This window comes from Ruminococcus sp., from assembly GCF_024691275.1.
Lineage (GTDB): Bacteria > Bacillota > Clostridia > Oscillospirales > Ruminococcaceae > Ruminococcus.
In genome coordinates this window covers 1-22027 of the sequence record NZ_JAILNU010000030.1, presented here as the reverse complement: position 1 = coordinate 22027, position 22027 = coordinate 1, and the positions used below count along the sequence as shown (strand labels likewise).

Genomic DNA, 22027 nt, shown 5'->3' with positions numbered 1-22027 from the left:
CTAAAGGCTATGGGCTAAATTTTACGCATTTTGTTCATTTCCCTTTGACAATGCGTATCCGTGGTGATATAATTATTTTATGTATGGATCATATCAGCTCGTACCTGTATCAGAAAACTGATACCTTCCCGTAAGGTACGATAAAAAGGAGAGATATTATGCATAAGGAATTTTTAATGGGTAATGCCGCAATAGCAAGGGGAGCTGTGGCGGCAGGTCTGAATCTCGTTTCAGGCTATCCCGGAACACCATCGACAGAGGTGCTCGAAACTACTGCAAAAGTCAACGACGGCTCAATATACGTCGAGTGGTCGGTAAATGAAAAAGCCGCTCTCGAACTCGGCGCAGGTGCAGCATACAGCGGCGCACGTTCAATGGTCACCATGAAGCAGGTGGGTCTGAATGTGGCTTCCGACCCACTCATGAGCCTTGCCTATATCGGCGTAAAGGGCGGCATGGTAATACTCGTTGCCGACGATCCGGGTCCGATATCATCTCAGACCGAACAGGATACACGCCATTTTGCTTCATTCTCAAAGCTCCCGTGCTTCGACCCGTCATCGGTTCAGGAAGCCTATGACATGATACAGGAAGCCTTTGAGTATTCCGAGAAGTACCATACTCCCGTGCTTTTCAGACCTACCACAAGAGTCTGTCACGGCTACGCTTCCATCGAAGTCAAGGACGAGAACGAATACAAGATAAACAAGCCCGAGGGCTTTGTGAAGGACTCCTCAAAATGGGTAATATTCCCACGGCTTTCCTACAATGCGCATATCCACATCGAGGAGCGCAATGTGGAACTATCGCAGGTATTTTCGGACTACAAGCGCAATATCATCACAGATGCTGCCGATAAGAGCTGCCGCAAGGGTATCGCTACTCACGGTATAAGCTACACATACACTATGGAGGCTCTCCGCGGAAAGGACGCTCCTAAGCTGTTCAAAGTGTCAACACCATTCCCGTTCCCTGAACAGGCTGCACTGAAATTCCTCGAAGGACTGGACGAGGTGCTCTGTATCGAGGAGCTCGACCCCATAATCGAACGCGAACTCACTTACATCTGCGGAAAGTATCACCTCAATACAAAGATACTGGGCAAGCTCAGCCACAATGTAAAGACCGCAGGCGAGAACACCTGTGCTTCTGTGGCAGGAAATATTGCCGATTTCATGGGCTGGGAGAAGCCTTCCGCTCCTGAGACCGAAACTCCGCCGCCGCTCCCTGTAAGACCTCCCGTGCTTTGCGCAGGCTGTCCGCACAGAGCTTCATTCTATGCGGTAAAGGAAGCTATGAAGGGCAAGAAGTCCGTTTTCTGCGGAGATATCGGCTGTTACACTCTCGGTAACGCTATGCCTCTCGATATGGTAGACACCTGCCTCTGCATGGGCGCAGGCGTGAACATAACACAGGGCATCGGCAAGATAGAGCCTGATACAAACTGCTTCGCATTCGTGGGCGACTCCACATTCTTCGCTTCCGCTATCACAGGAGCTGTGAACGCCGTGTACAATCAGGCAGATATGACGCTGGTAGTTCTCGATAACTCCACAACTGCCATGACAGGTCATCAGCCGCACCCCGGTACAGGCCGTACCATGATGGGCGAGGTCGTTGAAAAGGTGAGCATACAGGAAGTCCTCAAGGGCGTGGGCGTAAAGACTGTTGAGACTGTGAACCCCCTCGACCTGAAAACTTCTGTTGAGACTGTCAAGCGCGTGGCTGCCGAAAAGGGCGTGAAGGCTATCGTATTCAAGTCGCCGTGTGCTGTCATTATCAAGAGCGGAAAGCCTGCTGTCATCGACAGCGCAAAGTGTACCTCATGCAAGAAGTGCATAAAGTCGCTGGGCTGTCCCGGAATAGTTCTCAGCAACGGCAAGGTAACTATAGAAAATTCCCTCTGTACAGGCTGCGGACTCTGTTCGCAGGTATGTCCTTTCGGAGCAATAGGAGGTGGCAAAGATGCAGAGTAATATCCTTATATGCGGCGTAGGTGGTCAGGGTATCGTCCTCACATCGAAGCTTATCGCTGCAACTGCTATGGAGCACGATATACCCGTTATGAGCGCCGAAACTATCGGTATGGCTCAGAAGGGCGGAAGCGTTTTCAGCTTCCTCAGACTTGGCGATGACCTCTACTGCCCGATGTTTCCCGAAAAGACTGCGGATATAATCATCGGCTTCGAGCCTGCCGAGGCAGTTCGTATGCTGCCTTACCTCAAAGACGGCGGTCAGGTGGTAGTCAATACCCACCCTATCATGCCTGTAACAGCTACTCTCAGCGGTTCCGACTACACGGGAAACGAAATGATAGAGTATTTGCAGCGCAATGTCAAGAACGTTCTTCTCGTTGACGGCACAAAAGCCTGCGAGGAGATAGGCTCGCCGAAGGTCCTCAACATGATAATGCTGGGAGCTTCCGTGCGCAATGACGTTCTGCCGTTCTCCGTGGACGACATCGAGGCAACCATGAAAAAGACCGTAAAACCGCAGTTCGTGGAGCTAAACAGCAAGGCTCTCAGATACACTTTATAATTGCGCTATCTTTTGCAGGGAACGGCACCCTCGCCGCTCCGCCTGCAAGATAAACGTTTATAACGGAACGCCGAGGACAGCGTTCCCTGCAAAAACAGTGAAAGGAAGAAAAAATATGCAGATATCACAGAAACAGCTCGACCTCGTCAACGACCGTATAAAGGCTCTCGTTGAGGCAGGCAGCTTTTACGGAAAAAAGCTTGCGGAGGCAGGCATCACTCACGTTGACTCTCCCGAGGACTTCACAAAGCTCCCGTTCTCGGAGAAAAAAGACCTCCGTGACGCTTACCCTCTCGGACTTATGACAGCTCCCGAGGAGGAGATAGTTCGTATACACTCATCATCGGGTACTACAGGTACTCCTGTTATTATCCCTTATACAGCCAAGGACGTTGACGACTGGGCTATCATGTTCAAGCGCTGCTACGAGACAGCAGGCATCACAAATATGGATCGTATACAGATAACTCCAGGATACGGTCTCTGGACAGCAGGTATCGGCTTCCAGAACGGTGCCGAGAAGCTGGGCGCTATGGTCATACCTATGGGTCCCGGAAATACCGACAAGCAGCTCCAGATGATGCAGGACATGAAGTCAACAGTTCTCTGTTCGACCTCCTCATACGCTCTCCTTCTTGCTGAGGAGATAGAGAAGCGCGGCATCAAGGACAAGATACACCTCAAGAAAGGCGTTATCGGCTCCGAGCGCTGGAGCGACAAGATGCGCGAGCGTATCCACAACGAGCTTGGCATCGAGCTTTTCGACATCTACGGTCTTACAGAGATATACGGTCCCGGTATCGGTATAAACTGCCCCGGTGAAAAGGCTATGCACTATTGGGACGACTTCCTCTACATCGAGATAATCGACCCTAAGACAGGCGAAAACGTTCCCGACGGCGAGCTGGGCGAAATAGTTATCACTACCCTCGTCAAGGAAGGCGCTCCGCTCATAAGATACAGAACCCACGACCTTTCAAGGATCGTTCCGGGCAAGTGCAAGTGCGGACGCTGCTACCCGAGAATCGACGTTATCATGGGTCGTACAGACGATATGATGAAGATCAAGGGCGTAAACGTGTTCCCGAGCCAGATCGAGGAAGTTCTCGCTAACTTCGAGGAGATCTCCAGCGAGTACCAGATCCGTATCTCTCACCTCGACGGCAAGGATACTATGCGTATCTACGTTGAATCCACAGGCGATGTGGACTTTGATTCACTCAGCAAGAGAATTTCCGAAAAGGTAAAGAGCAGAATAGGCTTTACTCCTATAGTCAAGGTCGTTGAGGTCGGAGTGCTCCCGAGAAGCATGAAGAAGACCGCTCGTGTTATCGACGAGAGATTTGACTGATGAAGTACCGTATTACTGCGGCTTTTATAGGGGCGCTCCTCGCAGCGCCCTCCATTACCGCCTGCTCAGATAACAACTCGAAGGACTTCGATGCCGAGAAAAGCACCGAATATACCACGGGATCTGAGGAAAAAACTGCCGAAACGACTACAAAGGCTGAAAAAACCGAAAAGAAGTCAGTGAAAAAGACTGTGACCTTCGCCGATCTCCCCGATCAGGAGGAAGTCAATCCGCAGAACCGCTCCCAGATACTCTTTGTCATGGACGACGGCGCTTATGTCTACCCCATGATAAGAAACGGCTCCGACGGCCCTGTTGAGACCTATGTCAGCGACGACGGCAAGGGCGAACCCACGGAGCTGAAGCTCCCTGAGAAAAGCCGCGTCTACTACTCGGACGGCAAGAAGCTCTATTTCTACGCTCCCGAGGACGGACTGTGCGAATACAGCGACGGCAAAACTTCCAAGCTCAATAAGGAGACTGTTACCTCTGACGGCGATATCCCCGAGCGCGAGGAGTTCCTTTTCACCAAGGACAAGATATACTTCGCTTCGTCGGACGATGAGAGCACCGAGATAAGGTCTATGGACTATTCGGGAAAGCTCACCGATGAAGTTTTCTCCGTCGATCATAAAAATGCCCGCATAATCGGTATTTCCGAGGTGAACGGCAGGTCATGCATGGTCTGCGGATACTATATCGGCACTTCCGAAAATATCATCGCTGTGGACAGCGACGGCTTCTCAGATGATGTCATATCAGGCAGCAATGCCTATATTTCGGGAGATGATATCTACTATACCCGTGTATCCGACCTCTACAAAAAACCACTCGGCGGCGGCGACGAGGAAAAGCTCACCGACGAAAGATGCTCGGACTTCTGCATATCGGACGAGAAAATATTCTTCGCAGACGCTACAAATGTCTATTCTCTTGATAAAAACGGAAAGGCTGAAAAAATATTCAGCGCGGATAAGCTCACTAAATGTGACTACATCTCCCGCGTCTGCTGTATTGGTGACAAGCTCTTTGTCAGCGGCGGTTCGGCTGCCTTCTGGAACTGCATCGCCGAAATAGACGAGGACGGCAAGCTCATCAAAGAATATAAGACGGGTATCGAAAGATGATCCCCTCTGTCAGGCACTGTACAAACATATGAATGTAAACGAACTTACTGCGCTTTTTGTCATCGCGCTTATCATTGCTTTCTGTATCAGGCTCTATTTCAAGCTAAGAAAGCCCGATATCACTAAGCTCTACAACGCCAAGACCATTCTCACTGACAGGGAGTATGCGTTCTATAAACGGCTCAAGCCCATCGCCGACGAGTACGGTCTGAGCATCTACACCAAGGTGCGCCTTGCCGACCTCATCGAGCCTAAACCCAAAGCCGAGAATCCCTGTTGGATGGAATGCTTCAACAAAATCAAGGCTAAGCATATCGACTTCGCTCTCGCCGATGACGAGACCTCTATCGTTGCTCTTATCGAGCTTGATGACAAGTCCCACGAACGTCAGGATCGCATCGAGCGCGATGAATTCGTAAACGCTGTGCTAAAAAATACGGGGTATACCCTCCTGCGTACCTACGGTAATACCGACAGCATCGAGGAATACCTCAGCAAATGAATAGCTGCAAACAAAAAAGGACTGCTCTTGCAGTCCTTTTTTGCGGGTGTGTTATCATGCAGGGCACGGTATATCGGGTAGACCGTCCCCTGCATAGGTACTATCGGCTGTTCACTATATATATTCTGTCTATGACATCAAAAGAATGCGACTGATAAGATTCGCTGTCATTGCTTCTTATCTCTATATTCTCCATATGTCCGCCGCTGAATATGACCTTGCCGTCTTTGCTGACGAAATCGTCATATAATCCGCTCTCTGTTATGGGATATGCCATTCCAAGCTGCGGTATTATGCAGTACACAGGCAGCTCAAAGCTGGCGTTCCTGCCCATGAAAAGCTTCCCGTCACACATTACCGCATTGTCACCGAAGCCTGTTGCGTCAAATATACAGTGCTCTTTCTTAGTCAGGTCGTAGTAATGCACCTTTTCTTTTGTCTTCAGTACAATGCAAGCGTCGTCCGCATATACTATATCGCCGCTTGTCTGACCTGTACCTACCCTGTAGCTGTCGCAGACTATATCGAGCTTGCGCTTGCCCTCGGGCTTCACAAGATAATACCTTTTTCCGCCGAAGTACGCCTGTGTCTTTACTTCATCGGAAACATACATCTCCGCTGACTTTTCAAACCTGTCGCTCTCATTATTATATACGAGAGTTTCACTCGATATGACCTCTCCCGAAGTATCGTCCACGATGCTGCGGCTCATTTTCAGTTCTCCGTATGTATCAATATAGACCGTCATTCTGTCATGGGTATCATCATCTTCAAGACTTGTCTGTGTCACTGTCGTTACCTCTCCTGTATCAAGATCAAGCCTTTTTACGGTCGTAAGTACCACATCGGAGTTGTCCTCAAACTTCTTACAGTATGTAAAAAATACCGAATCATAGGCGAATATGCACCTTCTGTCGGCATATTCATCAACATCGGACGATGACCAGCTGTATATTTCCTCGGCAACACCGCTGTCGGCATCATAGCGCAGTACAGCTTGGTCGTAAACAGTATAGTCCAGCATTACCTCATACACAACATTCAGGAAGCACTCCCTGCCGCGCACGTAAATACTCTTTATACAGCCTTTTACGGGCTTGTTTACAAAATCGTGCCAGTCGTAGAACGGAAAGTCAGCGTGTTCATTCCGATCATATACATATACCTGCTTTGCTCTTACGTATGCCTCGACATTCTGCTCATTAAAGCATACGGGAACTCTCTCCCCGAGCTCTATGCCGCTGAGATCTATACATTCTACTTCCACGGGAGCTTCGCTTTTAATGATATTGGTAGCTAAATTTATGTTTTTGAACTCGTTGTCGGCTATCTCTCTGTATTCTGCGGTATCCTCGGCATAGTCGCCGAACGAGTCCGAAGTCACGGGGATATCCTCGTCCTTCGGCTTCGGTTTTTCCTTGTCGTCACAGCCTGCGGTAACTGCCGACACCGCAAGCACCAGAGCTGCGCATAAAGCTTTTTTATCCATATTACTCCTCCAGTACGAACCAGTGGATAATGTTTTCGTAATCATTTACTGTGTATGTTTCGCCGTTAAACTCTTCTTCATAGTCACCCTTTTTCAGAACGGTATTTAATGCGACAGTATTTTCGTTTTCTATGAAGGTATTCCTATAGGGGACGAGGGTTTCATCGCCGTCATATTCCGCAAGTTTGAACATAAGTCCAAGCTCTGGTCTGAAATAGCAGCATCTGTCATCAGAGGAAACAATGAGCCCGTCTCCTAACACCGAATACAGCGTTCCAAAGCCTGATGTATCAATAATATAATGCTCAGCCTTCACGAAGTCATATACGTGCAGACGGGTATTGTTACCGCCGCCGCCGTTTATATTCACCTGCGATACCATTACCTTGCTGTCGTCAACATACACTATATCACAGCTTGTAAGACCTGTTGACACCCTGTAATTCTCGGTGACAACATCGTACTTTCGCTTACCCTCCGGCTTTTCAAGCCATGAGAAATACTTTCCTTTAAGATAGGGATATTCTGCCGTACCGCTTACAGGTTCATCATCTTCGTTTTCATATGCACTGTAAAGAGCCGTCCACTCATTTGTATTCGGATCGTACTCCTCAAGGGTATACTCTATGCCTTTTATCAGATAAGGCTGACCACCGCCGTCATCATACACATATTCAGCGTTTTGCGGCTTATAATCCTCAGTAACGAACTCCTTATCATATACTGTTGTCTCGATAATGAACCTGCCTGAACTATTAGGCAGAAATGTAACGTTCTGATCCGCGGCAAGCTCCTTTATAGGTACGAGCTCCTGCTTTTTCTCGTCAAGATAACAGATGCTTTTATTGTATAATACCACATAAAGCACCCCATTATAATAATACATAGAATCAATATTTATGCCGTTTTCGGGATCGGAATGTCTGAATATCTCATCTTTTTCGCCTGTATCACCGTTTACACGGAATATGGACAGTTCATGATAACCCTCAGTACCGATACAGTAATCATAGTTTACAGCAGCATAAAGATAGTTTTTATAAGCATTGTACGATACAACTACACCTTTCACAGGAACAGTCTTGCTGTTTTCCCACATATCCTCAGCCTGCTGTCTGTATTCTGCATCGACAATACTGCTGAAATCAGGCTTGTAGCGGTCGATATACTTCTCGTCCCTGCACGGCGATATACGTGTACCGAAATCGGGATCGTCAATGTTCATGGAATACTCGGTAAAAGGCGGCTTATTATCGGTTCTGTTGACATTGAGATTCACAGTGCGGAAATAGTCTGCGCTGTATTCCTTGAATTCCTGCTCTACAGGCTCGTCAAGCGCCTGTTCTCCCGAAGCATCGGAAACTATCTCTGTATTTTCGTTGTCGTTTTTCTTATTCTTGCTGTCATCGCATGAATAACAGCTCACGAGCATTGCAGCTGCTGCTAATATACCAAATATCTTTTTCATATTGTTTCTCCTTTCGGCAGTATACATATATAAGTGATTTTCAGCAGCCAAAAAGACGAAATTTTAATAGTTAAAATAAAAATATTTCAACAGCTCATTGTAGAAACACGCATTGCGCGTCCGCATTTGTCCTAAACGTAACATGAAACGATCTGTTGGAGCTGATTTGCTGTCCATTGCCCGATATTTCATGATTTTTTCCAAATCACTGCCTGTTACGTCATTAAGTTTTATGCTTTATCTGGAATTTTTGCGGAAATTACCTGCGGATTTGCAATATTGTACGTTTTGTGCTATAATATAATGATATATTATGGTTCTGCGTTGCAGGACCACAACTATTTACTATAATGTGCGTATCTTCGCACGTTTCACATGAATATAAACTTTTTTCCCATAGGAGTTGCATTATATGAGTACCGAAACTTTAATGAAATATGATTCCCCAGCTGAGAGCGTCTTTGAAGCTCTCCCTATCGGAAACGGACGAATTGGCGCTATGATCTACGGAAGCGCCGCTTCGGAGTCTATTGTCATAAATGAAGACTCCGTATGGTCAGGCGGTCTCCGCCATAGAATTAACCCCGACGCTGTAAACGGCTTCAATGAAGCAAGAGCTCTCCTCGCTGAGGGCAGACCCGATGAAGCAGAAGTTGCTGCTTTCAGCAAAATGCAGGGCGTTACACCGAATATGCGCAGATATATGCCACTCGGCGAGCTACATATCGACCTGCAATTAGGCGGCAAAGCCCGCGAATATTCGCGCAGTCTCGATCTGAGCAGTGCTGTTGCTGACGCTTCCTTTACCGTAAACGGCGTTGATTATACAAAGGAATACTTCGTTTCCGCTCCCGATGAGGTAATGGTGATCCGCATCCACGCCTCTGAACCCGCGTCTGTCTCCCTTTCCTGCTATATCGACGGCAGAGAGGACTACTACGACGACAACCGCCCGTGCGGTCAGAATATGATACTCTTCAACGGCGGCACAGGCAGCCGCGACGGTATTTTCTTCGCAGCCTGCCTCGGCGCTTCCGCTAAGGGCGGCAGCATACATACCGTCGGCAGCAAGATCTGCGCCGAAAATGCCGATGAGGTCATGATCGTATTGTCAGTCCGCACCAGCTTCTACAGTCAGAATTTCGAGGAATCCGCTCAGGTGGACACCGAAATGGCTTTGCAGTGCGAATTCGATGAGCTATATTACCGCCATGTCAATGACTACCGCGACCTCTTTGAGCGCGTTGAGCTGTCCCTCAACGACAACAGCGAGGAAGACCTCTCCCTTATGACCACTAACGAGCGTATCGACCGTATGAAGGGCGATGAGCTGGACAATAAGGAGTGCCGCAGACTTATCAACGATAATAAACTCTTTGAGCTTTACTTCAACTTCGGCAGATATCTCCTCATCTCGTGCAGCCGCACAGGCACTCAGCCTGCTAATCTTCAGGGTCTGTGGAATGACCAGATGTCTCCGCCTAACGGAAGCAGATACGACCTGAAAGTTAATACGGAAATGTGCTACTGGCTCGCTGAGAGCTGCAACCTCTCCGAATGCCACCTGCCGCTGTTCGATCTCCTTGAGCGCGTGTGCGGCAACGGCAGAGTCACCGCAAAGGAAATGTACGGCATAAACAAGGGCTTCGTTTGCCACAGCAATACCGATATATGGGGCGATACAGCTCCTCAGGGCGAGGAGCGGACAGCAAGCATCTGGCCTATGGGCGGCGCTTGGCTGGCTCTCCATATTTTTGAACACTACGAGTATACCCTCGACAAGGACTTCCTCGCCGAAAAATACCATATCCTCAAAGAGGCTGCCGAGTTCTTTACCGAGTACCTCACTAAGGACAGCAAAGGCAGACTTGTTACTGGCCCGTCAGTATCTCCCGAAAATACCTATATCAACGAAAACGGCGTTCAGGCAAGCCTTTGCATGGGCCCCGCCATTGATTCACAGATAATCACTGTGCTTTTCAGGGACGTTATCAAGGCTTCCGAGATACTGGGAAAGGATAAGGCTCTCGCCGACAAGCTCGCCGAGATGCTGGAATACCTCCCGCAGCCCGAAACAGGCAAGTACGGTCAGATCATGGAATGGGCTGAGGACTACGATGAGACCGACATCGGTCACAGCCATATCTCTCAGCTTTTCGCTCTGCACCCTGCCGATATCATTAATCCCTACAAGACACCTAAGCTGGCAGATGCCGCAAGAGCTACCCTCGTCCGCAGACTTATCAACGGCGGCGGCAGAACAGGCTGGAGCTGCGCATGGGTATCAAATATGTGGGCAAGACTTTTCGACAGCCGCATGGTATCGGAAAACCTCAAACGTCTGCTCTCTCACTACACCAACCCGAATATGACCGCTACAAAGCCGCCTTTCCAGACAGAAGGCAACTTCGGCGGTGCTGCCGCTATTGCAGAATCTCTCTTGCAGAGCTGCTGCGGTGAGATCAATCTTCTCCCTGCTCTCCCGGAGGAGTGGAGCAGCGGTCACGTATACGGTCTCAAAGCTAAGGGCGGATTTACCGTGGATATCAACTGGGTCGAGGGCAAGCTCACTACTGCGGATATACACTCCGAGCTGGGCGGCGAACTCAGACTGAGAGCAAACTGCGTCGTAAGCGTTGCCTGCGGCGGCGAATCCGTCGATTCATGCATTGATGACGGCGTTATCATAATCAATACCGAACAGGGAAAGACCTACAACATAAAGGCATAAGGGAGCTCGCTCCCCATAGGAGGAATAAATGGATATTCGCAAGATAACCGCTTTTATAACCGCTGTCATAGCTGCTGCGGCAGCTTTCACAGCCTGTGACAAAAAGTCAGAGATCACTGCTCCCGTGCCTATCGTTGAGGAAACTACCGATAAAAGTACGGAGGCAACTACCACTCTCCCTGTTGAGACCTTCCCTGACTATCCCGTGACCTACCCCGAGATCGAGAAAACTCAGTCAGGCAGCCTGTATGAAGCCGAAAAAGCTGAACTCAAAGGCGGTGCAAGAGCTGCCACGGATAAGCCCGAATTCAGCGGTGAGGGCTACGTTACAGGCTTCGGCGAGGAGGGCAAGGCTTCTGTCGTATTCGATATAGATGTGCCCACCAATCAGCACTACGACCTATCCTTCAATATCTTAGCGGAAAAGGCTGTGAACTGCCGCATCAAGCTCGGCGATGAGCAGATAACCACTTTCAGGACGACCAACAACGGTCAGTTCACCTATATAACGCTCTATGGAGTATTTCTCACAAAGGGCAGGCAAAAACTCGAATTTGTCCCCGAAAACGGCGATGTGTGCCTCGATTACCTGAAGATCGAGAACAATACTTCCCTCAGCGAGATAAGCTATGACGCTAAGGGCGAGCTCGTCAACAAAAATGCAGGGGAGTCCGCTAAGGAGCTCATGAGCTTCCTCTCCGACAACTACGGAAAATACATCATCACAGGTCAGTACGCTTACGGCGGAGACAACTCCGAGCTCGACCTCATTTACCGAACTACAGGAAAATATCCCGTTATCCGCTTCGCTAACTTTGAAGTGCCCGACCAGAACTTCGCCGACAGCTTCAAGGAAGTCGATGCAGCTGCCGACTGGTACCTGAACGGCGGTATCTCCTGCGTGAGCTGGTTCTGGAAAGCTCCTTCCGATAAAAAGAGCGGCGTTCGTACAGATGAAACTGATTTCGACCTTTCAAAGGCTGTTACCGATAAGAATATCGCCGAGCTGACCGAGGAAGAGCTCCGAGAGCTCTACAGCAAGGGCAATATTTCCAAGGAATGCTACGGTCTGATGCTGGATATAGATAATATGGCAGGTCAGCTCACCTCCCTCAGAAACAGGGGAGTACCCGTGCTGTGGAGACCTCTCCCCGAGGGCTGCGGCAGCTGGTACTGGTGGGGCGCTAAGGGCACGGACAGCTATAAATGGCTGTGGAACCTTATCTATGACCGCTTTACAAAGTACTTTGAACTGGACAACCTCATCTGGATATGGAACGGTCAGAGCGACAGCACCCTCGTTGACAGGCGTACCTTCGATATCGCCTCGGTAGATCTGTACTTCAGCGGCGAAAAGGACTGCGGAAGCAAGTACTACGAGGAATTCGCGGCTGTTCAGAAATTCGTGGGCAGCGATAAGCTCATCGCTATCAGCGAATGCGGCTGTGTACCCGATATGGATACGGCTTTCCGCGATAACGCGGTATGGTCGTTCTTCGGTATGTGGTACGGAAAGTATATCCAGAACGATAAAGGCAATTTCAGCGAAGAATTCAACAGCAAGGAAGCCCTCGTCAGAGCCTATAACTCCGACGGCGCTATGACCCTCGATGAATACCGCAAGCTGAGAGGATTTGAAGTAAAGGAAGATACAGAAGATGCTTCGGAAGAAGCTGTATCCGATACAACTGTTACAACTGAAAAATAATACGAAGGGAGGTATCATATGTACGACGAATTCAAGCCAAATCGTACAAACTCCGCCGCACAGGACGAGATACTCGTTAAGATGCTCCATGAAGTGGAAAGAAACGATCACAGGGTAACAAGCTTCAAGCTGTGGGACACCCTCGTAATCACGCCCTTTTCACAGCCTGAGGATATGTTCCTGTTCATGGAGGACGACTTCGCTATGGTGAGCACCTCGGACAAGAGCTTCACAGAGCTGCGTATAGCTGCACAGAAGGCTGCCGAGAAAAAATACGGTCTGAAAGGCAATGTCACCCTCGAAAAGATATACGATATCTTTACAAAAATGAGCGGCATCACCCAGACGGGCAGAGACAAGCTCATAAACCGTGAGTGCGACCTTATCCACCATTACACCTTTCCGCGCAGGATAGGCAAATTGCTGTTCGATAAGGCTAAGGACTGCAAAAACCATATCATCGTTACCTCTGTATCCTACTATCCCCGTGATGTCATCGTCAAGATACTCTGCGACTGCGGCTACGGCGGCTATGATACGCTCATTATCCCTGCGGAACTGAATATCCCCGATTCCGCTGATACAGCCTTCCTCGACGCTGTTATAAGAAAATCAAAGGTAGAATCAAACAATATACTCCACATAGGCGGAGATTACTTCATAGACGTGGAAGCTCCTATCGTAAAGGGTATGCGCTCGCTGATGCTCCAGCCCATACTGCCGCTCATGGTGAAATCAGGCAGACTCCGCGGCTATATCGAGGAAAAACACCTCTACGACATCGACGAGAAACAGTTCTTCCCTCTGCGCTGCGCTCTGGCTCTGTATGCAGTATACGGCTTCGATGTCCCTCAGACTAAAAAGCCTCAGAGCGACTTCTGCGGTGATGAGTATATGCTGGGCTTCATCGTGCTCGGCCCCCTGACTCTTATCAAAGACTTCCACAGCGATAACGAGACACAGGAAGCTCTCATAAAGGCTATGGAGAACAATAAAAAGATCGCCGACGGCAGAGATGACTTCAAGGAGATGATGTTCCACCATTTCGGAGATTTCATCGGGAAATACGGCAGCGAAGGCTGTCAGCTGCCGTTGGAATTCCTCGAACAGCACAGCTATATCGGCGACAGGAACAAGATCATGCCGTTTCTTAACGATTCGGAAAAGAAAAATTGGGGCAAGCCCGAAAGTGAACCGAAACTCGCTCCTGTCCACTCAAAAACTATCAAAAAGAACTCTCTTCAGAAGCTCGCCGACAGACTTTTCCCTGAAGGCACACGCGTAAGAGAGATGTCAGAGGCTGTCATTCACAGAAAAAAACGTAAATGATGTCCTTTTCCCCCGTATTCATGAATATGCAACAGCATTTTCCGACGGCTTTTTTCGCCCGCTCAATATGCGACATTTCCACACCAATTAATACGAAATAACCTAAAAAATATCGTTGCCGCTCCTTTTGTGATGTGATATTATTATTAAGCGGTCGAAAACCGCTGTACAAAAGGAGGTATAAATCATGAATAATAAGGTAAAAGTTCTCATTGGCGACGATACAGCAGAAACAGGTGTAAGTATCGCAAACAAACTCCGCGAAAAAGGTATGTATGCATATACAAGACGCAAGGACTGCGGCATCATACTGGAATCTATCAAAAAAGATCCGCCTGATGTGGCTGTACTCGATATATCTACCCAGAACGGCGACGTGATCTCTCTTATGAAAAATACAAAGGATTCCGGCATAAATCCACCTGTGTTCATCATAACTTCCGCTTACGACAACGAATTCATCGAAAGACAGGTCATGGAAAACGGCGCTTCTAAGTTCCTGCTGCGCCCATGCAGTGCAGACGACCTCTGTACAGCTATTAATTCTTCACTGGGCGAAAGAGTCAACAGCTTCAGCGACGATATGGAAGTCGTCGTAACGGATATGATACATCAGCTGGGAGTTCCTGCGCATATCAAGGGCTATCACTACCTGCGCACGGCTATACTCCATTCCATAAACGATAAGACCCTTCTTGACAGTGTTACTAAGCTGCTGTACCCTACAGTGGCAAGTATATATGACACCACCTCGTCCCGCGTCGAACGCGCTATAAGACACGCTATCGAAATAGCCTGGGACAGAGGCAACGTGGATACCCTCAATTCCTTCTTCGGATATACCGTCGATACGGGTAAGGGCAAACCCACAAATTCAGAATTCATCGCGCTTATCACAGATAAACTAAGACTGCGCTATAAATCAACTCTTAAAGCAAACTGATATGTGTCAGCCGCGATGATGATATGTTAAGCGGATATTCCGCACATTTCTTTAACGTAAAGGAGAATTACAATGGCTTTCAGAAAAATTGATATCAGCGAACTTTCTTTCAACCCATTCGAGAAAATAGGCAAGCAGTGGATGCTCCTCACAGCAGGAAATAAGGACAGCTACAACACCATGACCGCTTCATGGGGACAGCTCGGCGTTCTCTGGAACAAAAACGTCCTCACCTGCTATATCAGACCTAACCGCTATACATACGGCTTCGTTGAGGATAACGAATGCTTTACTGCTTCATTTCTCGGCGAGGAGTTCAGAAATGCTCTCTCATTCTGCGGCTCACATTCGGGCAGAGACTGCAACAAGGCTGAGGAAACAGGTCTTACTCCTGCTGAGATAGACGGCTCTATGACATTCGCAGAGGCTGAAATGGTCATCGTCTGCCGCAAGCTCTACAGCTATGACTTCAAAGGCGAGGGCTTCCTCACAGATGATGGGCTTAACGAGAAATTCTTCGGAAACGACCCCTACCACCGCGCATACATCTCTGAAATAGTCGGCGTATACGTCAAAGAATAATAAAATATTTTATCGAAATTCACAGACACTTCTCTAATATGAACAGCCATAAAGAAGCTTTCCCTTCTCTATGGCTGTTTTGCTTTTATATCACTTTTTTACGGGGTATTTCGCCTTTTCATCTGTAAGCCCAAGAATATAATCCGTACTCGTTCCGTAAAGCTTCGAAATTTTTATGAACTGGTTGAGATATGCTTATTGCATTATATTGATTATTGGTCTAATTACTTCAATTAGAAAAAACAATACTGCCAAGAATAAAAAAATAATTACAGCAATAATAATAATTATTACTGCTATCACTTTGGTTATTATTGCTATAACAACTTTTACAATTGTGACCAAAGATGCTAACCACAAATAAGTGTTACTATTAGCGCTTTTTCGTGATTACTATGAATAAAATATCATATGATAAAAACAATCCCCTTGCCGACCGTGAGTTGTCCGCAAGGGGATTTCCATTTCTTATATCGTTAAAGAGACCGATTACTCAGCAGAGTTGAGCTTCTTAGCGAGCTGTGACTTCTTTCTTGCAGCCTTATTCTTGTGCATAAGACCCTTAGCGCAAGCCTGATCAACTCTCTTGATAGCAACCTTGATTGCCTCTGCCTTATCAGCAGCGCCTGTTGCTACAGCAGCATCAGCCTTCTTGAGGGTAGTCTTAAGGTTAGACTTTCTTGCCTTGTTAGCAGCAGCCTTTGTAGCATTTACCTTTACTCTCTTCTTTGCAGACTTAATGTTTGGCATTTCGTTACACCTCCTCAAATTATGCAGACCGTATATATGCCCGCATTTTACAGATAATAGGAGCAAACACGGGTTCGTTCACTCCCGACAGCTGCAACGCACAGCTGCCATACTGAGACAAATACAATTATATCATTTTTCAACAATATTTTCAATAGCTAAAAGTGAAATTATAGTAAGAAAAATTTTCCACAATTAAAGCAATATGCACAATATGGAGGAAATCATGAATATTCGCACAGATCTCGCTCTCGAAAGCTTCTCCGCAGACGCTCTCCCTAAGAGCGTTCACATCTCCGAACGGGGCAGAGCTTTCAGCATCACAGAGATAACCATTGACGACGACAGCTGCCTTTCCACTATCGGAAAGGGCAAGGGTCGCTACATCACTCTTGAAGGCGACTGCCTGAGCCGTTTTTCCGACGATTATCAGTTCATGGCTGAGGAGCTCGCACAGGAGCTCTCTCTGCTCGTTCCCGACGGCGAGATAATGGTGGTCGGGCTTGGCAACAACGATATCACCCCCGATGCCATTGGGCCGCAAACGGCTGCAAAGATACTTGCCACAAGGCATCTCAGCGATAATTACGACAGCGAAGAGGAGAAGTTTTTAACATCGCTGCGTCGGGTATGTTCATTTGCAGGAGGCGTTATGGGACAGACAGGCATAGAAAGTGCAGAACTTGTCCGCGCAGTCGCTTCTGAGGTAAAACCCGACTGCATAATCGCCATTGATGCTCTCGCTTGCAGCGATATCAGCCGTCTGGGTACCGCCATACAGCTCACAGACAGCGGTATATCCCCCGGGAGCGGAGTTTCCAATCAGCGAATGGAGCTCTCGGAAAAAAGTCTCGGTATCCCTGTCATAGCCATTGGAGTTCCAACAGTCGTTGATATGCATACTATCGTCAAAAGCCTCACAGGGAGAAAAATAAACAGGGAGCTGCCAAATATGCTGGTAACTCCCCGTGATATAGACCGCCTGACAGAAAGAGCTTCACAGCTGCTTGCGTTCGGCATAAATCTCGCCTTGCATCCAACTCTGACATTTGAAGATGTCAGGGGACTGTTTTGAATCATAATTTCGGAATTGTAGGGGCGCTCAGTGTTCGCCCCTACAGTTGTTTCATGTTACATTTTGCATATAGTGCCGTAAGCGATTACAGATCAACGTTTTGTACAGAGCGAGCGAGTTTATGAGCGACAACGTGGCTGCGGTCGAGCTGGCTCAGCTCGCGTGGCAAGGGTGCAGCGTCACGCTGCTACCACATGAACTCTACATCGGGAGCTTTTACCATGTTTATTTCGGGTTCGGGCTGGGAGAGCTGCTGCTCCTTTTCTTCTCTGAGTATAGCTTTGGCAAGCTCCTCAATTTCAACAATTTCATGGAAGTAGTCGTTGAGCTGCTGCAAAGCCTTGAACACCTCGGCGGTATGCTCCGCTATTTTTCGGGAGAAAAGCTCCGCAGGATCACTGACCTTTGTATATACACTAAGTCCCTTTTTAACGAAATATTTCTCCAATTCGGGTTTTGGACAGGGCTTTTTCCGCTTATATTCGTCACCGCCGACCGTAAGCCCGTACTTTTCAACAAGTTCTGCTATCATGTTGAAAAACGGCGCTGAATCTTCAATAAGTCCGCTGCGGAAACGCTCCATAACTGCGGCTTCGGGCTTGGATATACGGAAGCCGAACTCAGCTCCCTCGGGAGATAGCTCGAAATACAGGGTAGGAGTCTTGTTCCAGTACCACGCGTCATAGCGGACATATATCCACAAGGTATCGCGGTAGTGCAGATACGGCGCGAAATTTTCGTCGCGGTATATCCTGCCCACCTTCGAGACCATTCCCTCGATATCTGCAAACGGCGCAAAAAGCTCCTCACCCAGCTCTTTCAAGGGCTTGTATATCTTCTCGGTATAGACCGCCTTGCGCGGCTCGAACCAGTCCTTATTGTTGTTATGCCTAATGCCGAGGAGGAACTCCAGCGCCTCCTGTGAAAAACCTTCAAACATATTTTTCTCCATTTCTGCTTCAAACTGAGCAGCGTAACGCTGCATCAAATTGCTCAAAATATTATATCACATACTCCGACATTATTCAAGCGAAACAACTTTTAACCATTATTTTACAGCAATATAGTCCTATTTTTATTTCACAATCGGGTGGAAAAGTTTTCCACAAGCTGTTGAAATGAGTGTGGATTCATATGTTCGATTGTTGATAACTCTGTGGAAAAGGTGGAAAACAACGCAGAATACACTTTCTGGAAGTGCTAAAAAGTTGAAAAAGGTGTGGATAATCAGGGAAAACGTGTAAACAATAAATTTGCGTTGTGGAAAACAAGTCCACAACAATACTTTATAAAGGATATGATTTGTATGAAAAAGCTTTTAGCAATATGCTCCATATTTGTTACCGTTTGTGCATCTCTGACATCATGCAGCAATAATAACGACGGTCATTATACAGATAACGGAAACGGAGCTGTTATCGAAGACGGTACTACTGACAAAAAATCAGAAAACAAGAGCGTCCGCGACCGAGTTGATGACGCTGCCGACGGTGTCGGTGACGCAGGAAAAGACATTATAGGCGGTGCAGGTGAAGCAGGAAAGGACATCATCGACGGCGCTAAGGACGCTGCCGACGACGTTATAGACGGCCTCGACGGCGATAAGGAAGACGACAGCAAGAAAACCACCACCACAAAAAAGAAAGACCGATAACAAAAGGCGGACTATATGTCCGCCTTTTCAGCTGCCTGAGTTTTTCAACATTCAGAAATAAAATGTTGAAAAGTTCGTGTTTCTGATCTAATTATAATAAAAAGGGCGGATAATATCCGCCCCTACAAATTGTCATTTACACAGCTCTGCCATAGCCTCCGCCATGATCTCGGCATTCTTCAGCAGATTCTCCACGGTTATGAACTCGTCGGGACAGTGCATACGACCGTCCTCGTTTGGAAACTCCGCACCGAAAGCAACTCCGCCCTCTATCTCATGGACATAAGTACCGCCGCCGATGGCGATACAGTGTCCCTTATCGCCTGTAACGCGCTCATACACACGGAGCAGTGCCTGCACGAACTCGCTGTTTTCGTCGGTGCAGTGAGGTTCTACGCCGTCGCAGCTGTCAACAGTGAATCCTGCCTCCTCAAGAGCCCTGCATATAATTTCGCTGATCTCAGCCTTTGTGCGGTCAAGCGGAAAGCGTATGTCGATACCGCCCCTGATGCGTCCGTTTTCAGTGTTCAGCATAGACAGCACACAGGTCATATCGCCCGAAATATCGTCACGTAAGCCAAGTCCGCAGCTCTTTCCGTTCAGCTCTCCGTGGGGGAAGAGCTCCGCAAGAGACATGAGCAGCAGATTCTCGCCGCAGTAGCTCTGCAAGAACTGAGTTATGGCATTGTCGCCCTTTTCGGGAGTTGAAGCGTGTGCAGAAACTCCCTCATAGACGGCTTCTTCCTTCTCGCCGTCGTCGTTATACATATTCACTGTGCAGAACTGCGGCACAGCATTTATCACTGTTCCTGCCTGTATTTCGGCTATTTCGTCGTCGTCGAAGTCCGACGAGAAGTACACTCTCAGCATACCCTTTTCAGCATTGATAAGTGGGTACTCGCCGTCGGGAGTGAACACCATTGGCGGTAAATCGCGCTTTTTGCGGTAGTACGCAAGGTCAGCCGAGCCGTTCTCCTCATTGGTGCCGAAGATAAGGCGTATGCCCTTTTTCAGCGGCAGTCCCAGCTCTTTGACTGCTCTTGCGGCGAACAGAGCTGCAACAGCAGGGCCTTTATCGTCGATAGCTCCGCGTCCGATGAGCTTGTCTGTATCGGGCTCATAGCGCAGTACAAATGGGTCTGTAGTCCAGCCCGAGCCCACGGGAACTACGTCAAGGTGGGTGAGCACGGCAAGCTGTGCAGGCATATCGTTCACGTCTGCCGAGCCTGCGTAGTTTTCCACATTCTCCACATGAAAACCGTACTCCTCACATTTTTTCAGCATAGTTTCCAGCGCTCTTGCAGGCATTTCGCCGAATGGAAAGCCTTCCTCAGTCTTTCCCTGTACACTTGGCACAGCCACGAGCTCAGTTAAAAAGTCGATCATTTCATCTTTATGTTCATTAATATACTTTTTTATTTCTGACATATTTTACCTCACTTTTCATGTGACATATTATTTTGAGTTCTGATATCTCGGATATTTTTTCCGATGTTTTTTTTCATCTCCGCTTTTATCATAAAACAGCAAGCAGAAAAAGTAAAGCAATACCCTCTTTTCATCGCTGTTTTCAGGGGCGAAAGAGTTACTTGACACCTGTATTTCGGCTTTTTCATGAGATCAAATATACAAAAAACCGCAGTAAAAATACTGCGGTAATTTGCGTGTACACAGTGCCGCTCGGCACTGTGTACAAAGAAAGGATAAATATGAAAAGAATTAATCAGTTTACAATTGCCTTCTCAGTTTCCTTGTCAAAGAGGTGGATTCTGTTAGGATCAATAGCAACCTTGATATCATCACCAGGTCTTGCTGTTGATCTTGGGCTTACTCTTGCTGTAAGCGGGATACCCTCGCAGAGGAGGTAGAGGTATGTCTCAGCACCCATCATTTCTGTAATTTCAACGTTTGCGTCGATAACGCCTGTTGAAGCATTTGAAAGGTACATTTCCTCATCGTGGATAGACTCAGGACGTACACCGAGGATTATCTCCTTGCCAACATAGTCACTGAGGCTCTCGTTTACCTTTGACTCAGGAACGATGATCTGATACTTCTGGTTTCTTCCGCCGAATTCTACAACGTACTGGTTATATTCTTCCTTGAGTACAGCGTCGATGAAGTTCATCTGAGGTGAGCCAAGGAAGCCTGCAACGAACTTGTTTACAGGGTTCTCATAGAGGTTCTGAGGTGTGTCGATCTGCTGAACGAAGCCGTCCTTCATACATACGATTCTGTCACCCATTGTCATAGCCTCTGTCTGGTCATGAGTAACGTAGATAAATGTTGTACCGAGCTTCTTGTGGATCTTAGCGATCTCGGTTCTCATCTGAGCACGGAGCTTTGCATCGAGGTTTGAGAGAGGCTCGTCGAGAAGGAATACCTTAGGTGAACGAACGATAGCACGGCCGAGGGCAACTCTCTGTCTCTGACCGCCTGACATTGCCTTAGGCTTTCTGTCAAGAAGGTGTGTAAGGTCGAGGATCTTTGCAGCCTCGTTTACCTTTCTCTCTATTTCATCCTTTGGTACCTTACGGAGCTTAAGTCCGAAAGCCATGTTATCAAAAACTGTCATGTGAGGGTAAAGAGCATAGTTCTGGAAAACCATTGCGATATCTCTGTCCTTTGGAGCGATATCATTTACGAGCTTATCGCCTATATAAAGCTCACCTTCCGAGATCTCTTCGAGTCCGGCGATCATACGGAGAGTTGTTGACTTACCGCAGCCGGAAGGTCCAACGAGAACGATGAACTCCTTATCTCTTATTTCCAAATTAACA

The 22027-nt window shown here is 47.8% G+C and carries 18 protein-coding genes; 12 read left to right on the top strand and 6 right to left on the bottom strand.

What is annotated here, in order from left to right; all coding sequences use genetic code 11:
- Positions 1-158 precede the first annotated feature (158 nt).
- The 5 genes from iorA (at position 159) to K6G33_RS03465 (ending at position 5518) form a co-directional block, all read left to right on the top strand.
- Entirely contained in the window at positions 159-1976 is a 1818-nt protein-coding gene (iorA, locus tag K6G33_RS03485; RefSeq protein ID WP_296776337.1) for an indolepyruvate ferredoxin oxidoreductase subunit alpha, read from the top strand.
- Positions 1966-2538, top strand: coding sequence for an indolepyruvate oxidoreductase subunit beta (locus K6G33_RS03480; protein WP_296776334.1), 573 nt, complete (start codon positions 1966-1968; stop codon positions 2536-2538). Before iorA ends, K6G33_RS03480 begins: the two co-directional genes overlap by 11 nt.
- A gap of 115 nt (positions 2539-2653) precedes the next feature.
- Positions 2654-3889: a phenylacetate--CoA ligase family protein gene (locus K6G33_RS03475; protein WP_296776333.1), complete on the top strand. Its 1236-nt coding sequence runs from the start codon at positions 2654-2656 to the stop codon at positions 3887-3889.
- Complete coding sequence (locus K6G33_RS03470; RefSeq protein ID WP_296776330.1) at positions 3889-5016, top strand: DUF5050 domain-containing protein; 1128 nt, start codon at positions 3889-3891, stop codon at positions 5014-5016. The genes K6G33_RS03475 and K6G33_RS03470 overlap by 1 nt, the downstream gene beginning before the upstream one ends.
- Before the next feature lie 28 nt (positions 5017-5044).
- The gene (locus K6G33_RS03465) at positions 5045-5518 is read left to right on the top strand and encodes a DUF2726 domain-containing protein (protein ID WP_296776328.1); all 474 of its coding nucleotides are present in this window, start codon (positions 5045-5047) and stop codon (positions 5516-5518) included.
- Positions 5519-5618: 100 nt separating this feature from the next.
- Here K6G33_RS03465 and K6G33_RS03460 read toward each other — a convergent pair whose 3' ends face one another.
- Together K6G33_RS03460 and K6G33_RS03455 are read right to left on the bottom strand one after the other, a co-directional pair.
- Entirely contained in the window at positions 5619-7007 is a 1389-nt protein-coding gene (locus tag K6G33_RS03460) for a hypothetical protein (RefSeq protein ID WP_296776326.1), read from the bottom strand.
- Position 7008: 1 nt separating this feature from the next.
- Complete coding sequence (locus K6G33_RS03455; protein ID WP_296776324.1) at positions 7009-8475, bottom strand: hypothetical protein; 1467 nt, start codon at positions 8473-8475, stop codon at positions 7009-7011.
- A 412-nt stretch (positions 8476-8887) separates the two neighbouring features.
- Here K6G33_RS03455 and K6G33_RS03450 point away from each other — a divergent pair, with 412 nt between their 5' ends.
- From K6G33_RS03450 to K6G33_RS03430, 5 genes are all read left to right on the top strand, one after another.
- Positions 8888-11206, top strand: a complete 2319-nt coding sequence (locus K6G33_RS03450; RefSeq protein ID WP_296776321.1) for a glycoside hydrolase family 95 protein — start codon at positions 8888-8890, stop codon at positions 11204-11206.
- A 28-nt stretch (positions 11207-11234) separates the two neighbouring features.
- Positions 11235-12914, top strand: coding sequence for a glycosyl hydrolase (locus tag K6G33_RS03445; protein ID WP_296776319.1), 1680 nt, complete (start codon positions 11235-11237; stop codon positions 12912-12914).
- Between the two features lie 18 nt (positions 12915-12932).
- On the top strand, positions 12933-14243 hold the full coding sequence (locus tag K6G33_RS03440) for a hypothetical protein (protein ID WP_296776317.1): 1311 nt from the start codon (positions 12933-12935) through the stop codon (positions 14241-14243).
- A 187-nt stretch (positions 14244-14430) separates the two neighbouring features.
- Positions 14431-15186, top strand: a complete 756-nt coding sequence (gene spo0A, locus K6G33_RS03435; protein ID WP_296776315.1) for a sporulation transcription factor Spo0A — start codon at positions 14431-14433, stop codon at positions 15184-15186.
- Positions 15187-15258: 72 nt separating this feature from the next.
- Positions 15259-15768, top strand: coding sequence for a flavin reductase (locus tag K6G33_RS03430; RefSeq protein WP_296776312.1), 510 nt, complete (start codon positions 15259-15261; stop codon positions 15766-15768).
- A 489-nt stretch (positions 15769-16257) separates the two neighbouring features.
- Here the strand turns inward: K6G33_RS03430 and rpsT are convergent, their stop codons facing one another.
- Entirely contained in the window at positions 16258-16518 is a 261-nt protein-coding gene (rpsT, locus tag K6G33_RS03425) for a 30S ribosomal protein S20 (protein WP_173449332.1), read from the bottom strand.
- Positions 16519-16744: 226 nt separating this feature from the next.
- Between rpsT and gpr the strand changes: the two genes are divergently transcribed.
- Entirely contained in the window at positions 16745-17593 is an 849-nt protein-coding gene (gene gpr / locus K6G33_RS03420; protein WP_296776309.1) for a GPR endopeptidase, read from the top strand.
- Between the two features lie 187 nt (positions 17594-17780).
- Here the strand turns inward: gpr and K6G33_RS03415 are convergent, their stop codons facing one another.
- Positions 17781-18533, bottom strand: coding sequence for a DUF2461 family protein (locus tag K6G33_RS03415; protein ID WP_296776307.1), 753 nt, complete (start codon positions 18531-18533; stop codon positions 17781-17783).
- Positions 18534-18899: 366 nt separating this feature from the next.
- Between K6G33_RS03415 and K6G33_RS03410 the strand changes: the two genes are divergently transcribed.
- Positions 18900-19247, top strand: a complete 348-nt coding sequence (locus K6G33_RS03410; protein WP_296776305.1) for a hypothetical protein — start codon at positions 18900-18902, stop codon at positions 19245-19247.
- Positions 19248-19379: 132 nt separating this feature from the next.
- Here K6G33_RS03410 and K6G33_RS03405 read toward each other — a convergent pair whose 3' ends face one another.
- Complete coding sequence (locus K6G33_RS03405) at positions 19380-20675, bottom strand: Sapep family Mn(2+)-dependent dipeptidase (protein WP_296776302.1); 1296 nt, start codon at positions 20673-20675, stop codon at positions 19380-19382.
- Positions 20676-20970: 295 nt separating this feature from the next.
- Positions 20971-22027: ABC transporter ATP-binding protein (locus tag K6G33_RS03400; protein WP_296776299.1), on the bottom strand; the 1057-nt coding region annotated here is incomplete at its 5' end.

Coding starts and splice junctions, on each gene's coding strand:
- iorA (WP_296776337.1), top strand. CDS start 159: ATGCATAAGGAATTTTTAATGGGTAATGCCGCAATAGCAAGGGGAGCT.
- K6G33_RS03480 (WP_296776334.1), top strand. CDS start 1,966: ATGCAGAGTAATATCCTTATATGCGGCGTAGGTGGTCAGGGTATCGTC.
- K6G33_RS03475 (WP_296776333.1), top strand. CDS start 2,654: ATGCAGATATCACAGAAACAGCTCGACCTCGTCAACGACCGTATAAAG.
- K6G33_RS03470 (WP_296776330.1), top strand. CDS start 3,889: ATGAAGTACCGTATTACTGCGGCTTTTATAGGGGCGCTCCTCGCAGCG.
- K6G33_RS03465 (WP_296776328.1), top strand. CDS start 5,045: ATGAATGTAAACGAACTTACTGCGCTTTTTGTCATCGCGCTTATCATT.
- K6G33_RS03460 (WP_296776326.1), bottom strand. CDS start 7,007: ATGGATAAAAAAGCTTTATGCGCAGCTCTGGTGCTTGCGGTGTCGGCA.
- K6G33_RS03455 (WP_296776324.1), bottom strand. CDS start 8,475: ATGAAAAAGATATTTGGTATATTAGCAGCAGCTGCAATGCTCGTGAGC.
- K6G33_RS03450 (WP_296776321.1), top strand. CDS start 8,888: ATGAGTACCGAAACTTTAATGAAATATGATTCCCCAGCTGAGAGCGTC.
- K6G33_RS03445 (WP_296776319.1), top strand. CDS start 11,235: ATGGATATTCGCAAGATAACCGCTTTTATAACCGCTGTCATAGCTGCT.
- K6G33_RS03440 (WP_296776317.1), top strand. CDS start 12,933: ATGTACGACGAATTCAAGCCAAATCGTACAAACTCCGCCGCACAGGAC.
- spo0A (WP_296776315.1), top strand. CDS start 14,431: ATGAATAATAAGGTAAAAGTTCTCATTGGCGACGATACAGCAGAAACA.
- K6G33_RS03430 (WP_296776312.1), top strand. CDS start 15,259: ATGGCTTTCAGAAAAATTGATATCAGCGAACTTTCTTTCAACCCATTC.
- rpsT (WP_173449332.1), bottom strand. CDS start 16,518: ATGCCAAACATTAAGTCTGCAAAGAAGAGAGTAAAGGTAAATGCTACA.
- gpr (WP_296776309.1), top strand. CDS start 16,745: ATGAATATTCGCACAGATCTCGCTCTCGAAAGCTTCTCCGCAGACGCT.
- K6G33_RS03415 (WP_296776307.1), bottom strand. CDS start 18,533: ATGTTTGAAGGTTTTTCACAGGAGGCGCTGGAGTTCCTCCTCGGCATT.
- K6G33_RS03410 (WP_296776305.1), top strand. CDS start 18,900: ATGAAAAAGCTTTTAGCAATATGCTCCATATTTGTTACCGTTTGTGCA.
- K6G33_RS03405 (WP_296776302.1), bottom strand. CDS start 20,675: ATGTCAGAAATAAAAAAGTATATTAATGAACATAAAGATGAAATGATC.